Below are 3,953 nucleotides of genomic sequence, written 5' to 3'. Positions count from 1 at the left end.
ACTCTGTGCACCCGCTTCATGGATCTGTTTAACCTCATTAAGCGTTTCAATCAACGATGAAGTGGTTTGTTTCAAGGTTTCCAAAGATACTACTGTTTTTTCATTCTCTTTGGCTACATCGATACTGTTTTGTTTCAGCATCTCTGCATTTTTCTGCAAAATGGTATTCGTGGTATCCGAAATTTTCTTCTGCATCTCTACGTTGGCCTTTTGCCTTTGTAAAGCAACAGCAATGGTCAATTGGTTTTTCCACACCGGAATGGTTGTAGATACAATCGACTGTGCTTTTTCTGCAATTGAAGTATTATTGTTCTGCACCACACGGATCTGCGCTAAAGATTGCAACATGATGAAACGAACAATTTTCATATCTGCCAGTCTTTTATCCAAGCGACTTATGAAGTCCCTTAAATCGGCAATTTCATAATCCTGATAATCGGCAGGTCGGCCTTCCATCTCAGCAAGTTTGATGTTCAGCTCGTTGTATTTCATCTGTCCGGCAATAATCAGTTCTTCCATTTGGTGGATGTAACCAACATTGCTATCGAACATGGTTTGCAGCGAACTGTTGTCTTTAATCGAATTTAACCTTCCAGCTTTAATTTTGTTGGTGATCTTATCAATATTATTCACCACTACATCATACTTCTGGAAAAGTTTTTTCACATCAACAACAAGGCTCTTTAAAAACGGGATTTTAGAAATAAAGTTCTTAAATGCACTTTGCTCCAATTCTGAAACATCGATATAATTCAGTTCGGTAAGCAGTTCGTTAATTAAACCGCCAACTTCACCACTGTTATAAGTCCGTACAGACGATAAAAACTCGTTACTGTATTTTTCCATTGAGTTTTGGGCATCGCTTCCGTAATTCAGGATAGAATTTACATCTGATGGTTCTAACGATTTTCCAATCTCATTGTATTTAAGCGTTTCCTCTGAGGTTATTTTCTCGAGATCCACATTGCCATCTTTATCCAGTTTAACCGGAGTAAGGGCTTGGGTAACGTTTGGGTTGGTTTCCATAGTTTGATTAATTACCAGCCTTATGGCTTATAAATAGTTTTGAGTTACGGTTTTAACGGTATCTTCGAGTTTTTTATCTTTGGTTGGTTCGCCAATGGCATTAAATTTCCATTCGCCGTTTTTCTTGTAAAAAACGCCCATTACCATCGATACGTGACCAGCAAAGTTGGCTCCGTTAGCAATATCGAATTTAGCAAAAACCTCGTTAACACGTTTAGTTGTGCCCTCGTAAATGCGGATTGACGCAAAAGGGATTGTACCAAAATCATGCCCTCTAAAACTATTCAATACAAAGGCAACATAGTTTACGTTGGCATCCAACTGAGAAAAATCAAGTGTGATGATCTCATTATCTAAGCCATCATCGCCGCCCATATCGCCAGTTAAATCATCGCCGCTATGTTTTACAGAACCGTTTTTAGATTTTAGGTTACCAAAATAAACTACCTCTAAAAGTTGTTTGTTTTCGTTGTATAATGCACAGCTTCCATCTAAATCTACCGCTTCTTTTGATGATCCGAAACCGAAAAGACCTTTCTTTTCAATGGCACCCCAGTTAATGCCTACACAAACATTCTGAAGTTTGCTACCATTACTTTTTTCTAGACTGATGCGCTGTCCTTTTTGAAGATTGATTGCCATAATATTATTGATATTTGTTTAAATAATCCTGTAAACCACCTTTCATACCTACGCCAACGGCTTCAAATTTCCATTTGCCTTCGCGTTTGTAAATTCTTCCAAATTCTACCGCCGTTTCTATAGAGAAATCTTCTTCTAATTCGTATTTTAAGATCACCTCATTGGTTACGGCATCAAAAATACGGATGAAAGAGTTTCTAACCTGACCAAAATTTTGTCTTCTGTTTTCAGCATCGTGGATGGTTACCACAATACAGATCTCGTTTACTTTAGCATCAGCTTTGGTTAAATCAATTTTTATCTGTTCATCATCGCCATCACCATCACCGGTTAAGTTATCACCTGTATGCTCTACCGAACCATCTGGAGAAACCAAATTATTATAGAATACAAAGTTTTCGTCTGAAATCAGTTTTTTCTGATCGTTTAGTAAAAAAATTGAAGCATCTAAATCGAATGCAGAACCTGTTGAAGAGCTGTTGGTATCCCAACCTAAACCTATTGTAAATTTAGGAGCATCGATATTTTCTCTTTGCCCCTTTTGCAAATTAATAGCCATATTTAAATTAATTTATAATTGTTGTTTTTGATATAGTCTTTTATGAGATGTAAATTTTTAGAATACGCTTCTATGGTATGGTAGTTATTCCCCAGGGATAGATCGTAAAGCTGATTGATAAAATCGGTACTTCTACGTTCTAAAAATAGATTAAAACTGCTCGAAGTAGTATTTAAAATGTATTTTACAATACGGGTATTAAACCTAAAATTGCCGCTATCAATAATTTCTTCCAGATCAAAAATAGATTTGATCTGATGGTAATTCAGAAAATTCTCTACATTGGGATGGATATTTTTATTGACCAGTTCGGCGAAATAAAGCATATGCATTTCGTTCTTTAAACCATATTCTTTAGCCATTTTTAAGATCATCCGCTCATGGCTTCCGGTAATTCTGATATCATCCAGAAATAAAAGTGTTTTACCAGCGAGAAAATCTTTATCGATGTGAAATGAATCGTTTCCAATCAGTAAAAGCCTTTCTTCGGCACTTAACTCGCCATAATCTTCTTTATAGGTAATGGTTCTGTGCACTTTGGTTTCCTGTACCGCCAAACCACCATTTTCCACCAGCCAACGGTTAAGCTGACAAACGAAATAGTTTTTCATGGCAAAGGTTGCCGTTGGAATAAAACTATAAGGACTAGAAATAACCACAATCTGATCGGCAATCACATTATCAGCTAAATAATAGCGGATAAAGCCATCGGCAAGGTCTTTTCCGAAAGATCGGGCCACCAGGTCATCGCCAAACTTAAAGCGACTGTAATCGTCGGCACTAAAGCCAAAATCGACTGTATTGTCTATTTTATGAAGTGAATAACTATACGGTATCATAGAGTAGGTTTGAGATAGATAGGTGATTGGAATTGATGAGCATACTGTTAATTCCCATCGCTTCTGCCCCACGAACATCAGCATGCGGGTTATCTCCAACATGGATTACATCTTTTAGCATTAATTCCGGGTGTTTTTCCCTATCGATGGTATCTAACATCAACTGAAAAAATCCGGTATTGGGTTTAGACATCCTTACTTCATCAGAATACAGCTGAAAATCGATAAACTGATCGATACCCAAATGACTGATTACTTTTTTTAAGGTTTTCCCTTTTATAAAACCAGTATTGCTTAAAATATTGGTCGAACTTAAACCTGTTGACTTAAGCTGTTCCAATACGGTTAAAGAACTTTCGCTATACAGCAAAGGCATGTGGGTAAAAACCAGTTGTTCCATGTCGTGATCAATCTCCTGTAGATCCACATCATGAAAATTGAAATCGTAATCATTGATCATACTGATGATCATTAAATACATTTCATCAGCATCTACATTTTTCCCTGTCCGCTCATTAATAGCGTTTACCATTAAATCTACCTGGCGAAAAACAACAGCAATCTCTGCTAAATTTTTATGCTTAGTATTAAATTTCTGGTAAAAATATTGCGTCCGCTCCTGTTTATACGCTGGATTTGATTTAATCAACGTTAACCAAAGATCGAATGAGTAATGTTTGTAAAAAGCCATTGCAACCTGTTTCCTAATCTATTTATAAATTCTAATATTACAAATTTGATTGTAATATTACCAACGTTTAATTGTAAGATTTATCACAGATAAGCCTTATAATTTAAGATTTATCCAATACCTTTTCGGCATCGTCCGAAATGATGATATCGCTTTTGTGTTTTTTGGGATAGTTAAATAATAAGGATGTTAATAC

5 protein-coding genes are annotated in these 3,953 nt (G+C 36.2%); all 5 read right to left on the bottom strand.

Annotation, left to right across the window (positions count from 1 at the left end; all coding sequences use genetic code 11):
• The coding region (locus tag AC1DND_RS22015; RefSeq protein WP_477584751.1) for a toxic anion resistance protein at positions 1-1,026 on the bottom strand (1,026 nt) is incomplete at its 3' end.
• Positions 1,027-1,053: 27 nt separating this feature from the next.
• The gene (locus AC1DND_RS22010) at positions 1,054-1,668 is read right to left on the bottom strand and encodes a TerD family protein (RefSeq protein WP_116251228.1); all 615 of its coding nucleotides are present in this window, start codon (positions 1,666-1,668) and stop codon (positions 1,054-1,056) included.
• A gap of 4 nt (positions 1,669-1,672) precedes the next feature.
• Positions 1,673-2,227, bottom strand: coding sequence for a TerD family protein (locus tag AC1DND_RS22005; RefSeq protein ID WP_477584750.1), 555 nt, complete (start codon positions 2,225-2,227; stop codon positions 1,673-1,675).
• Between the two features lie 2 nt (positions 2,228-2,229).
• Positions 2,230-3,066 carry a phosphoribosyltransferase family protein gene (locus tag AC1DND_RS22000; RefSeq protein WP_477584749.1) on the bottom strand — a complete coding sequence of 279 codons (837 nt, stop codon included), beginning with the start codon at positions 3,064-3,066 and terminating at the stop codon, positions 2,230-2,232.
• Entirely contained in the window at positions 3,053-3,757 is a 705-nt protein-coding gene (locus AC1DND_RS21995; RefSeq protein ID WP_477584748.1) for an HAD family hydrolase, read from the bottom strand. The genes AC1DND_RS22000 and AC1DND_RS21995 overlap by 14 nt, the downstream gene beginning before the upstream one ends.
• Positions 3,758-3,953 lie beyond the last annotated feature (196 nt).

It is taken from the genome of Pedobacter sp. 01N416 (assembly GCF_056399685.1).
This window is presented reverse-complemented; position numbering and strand designations above follow the sequence as displayed.

What these genes read in the sequence shown, in the direction of transcription:
- AC1DND_RS22010 (WP_116251228.1), bottom strand. Translation starts at nt 1,668, where the DNA reads ATGGCAATCAATCTTCAAAAAGGACAGCGCATCAGTCTAGAAAAAAGT.
- AC1DND_RS22000 (WP_477584749.1), bottom strand. Translation starts at nt 3,066, where the DNA reads ATGATACCGTATAGTTATTCACTTCATAAAATAGACAATACAGTCGAT.
- AC1DND_RS21995 (WP_477584748.1), bottom strand. Translation starts at nt 3,757, where the DNA reads ATGGCTTTTTACAAACATTACTCATTCGATCTTTGGTTAACGTTGATT.
- AC1DND_RS22005 (WP_477584750.1), bottom strand. Translation starts at nt 2,227, where the DNA reads ATGGCTATTAATTTGCAAAAGGGGCAAAGAGAAAATATCGATGCTCCT.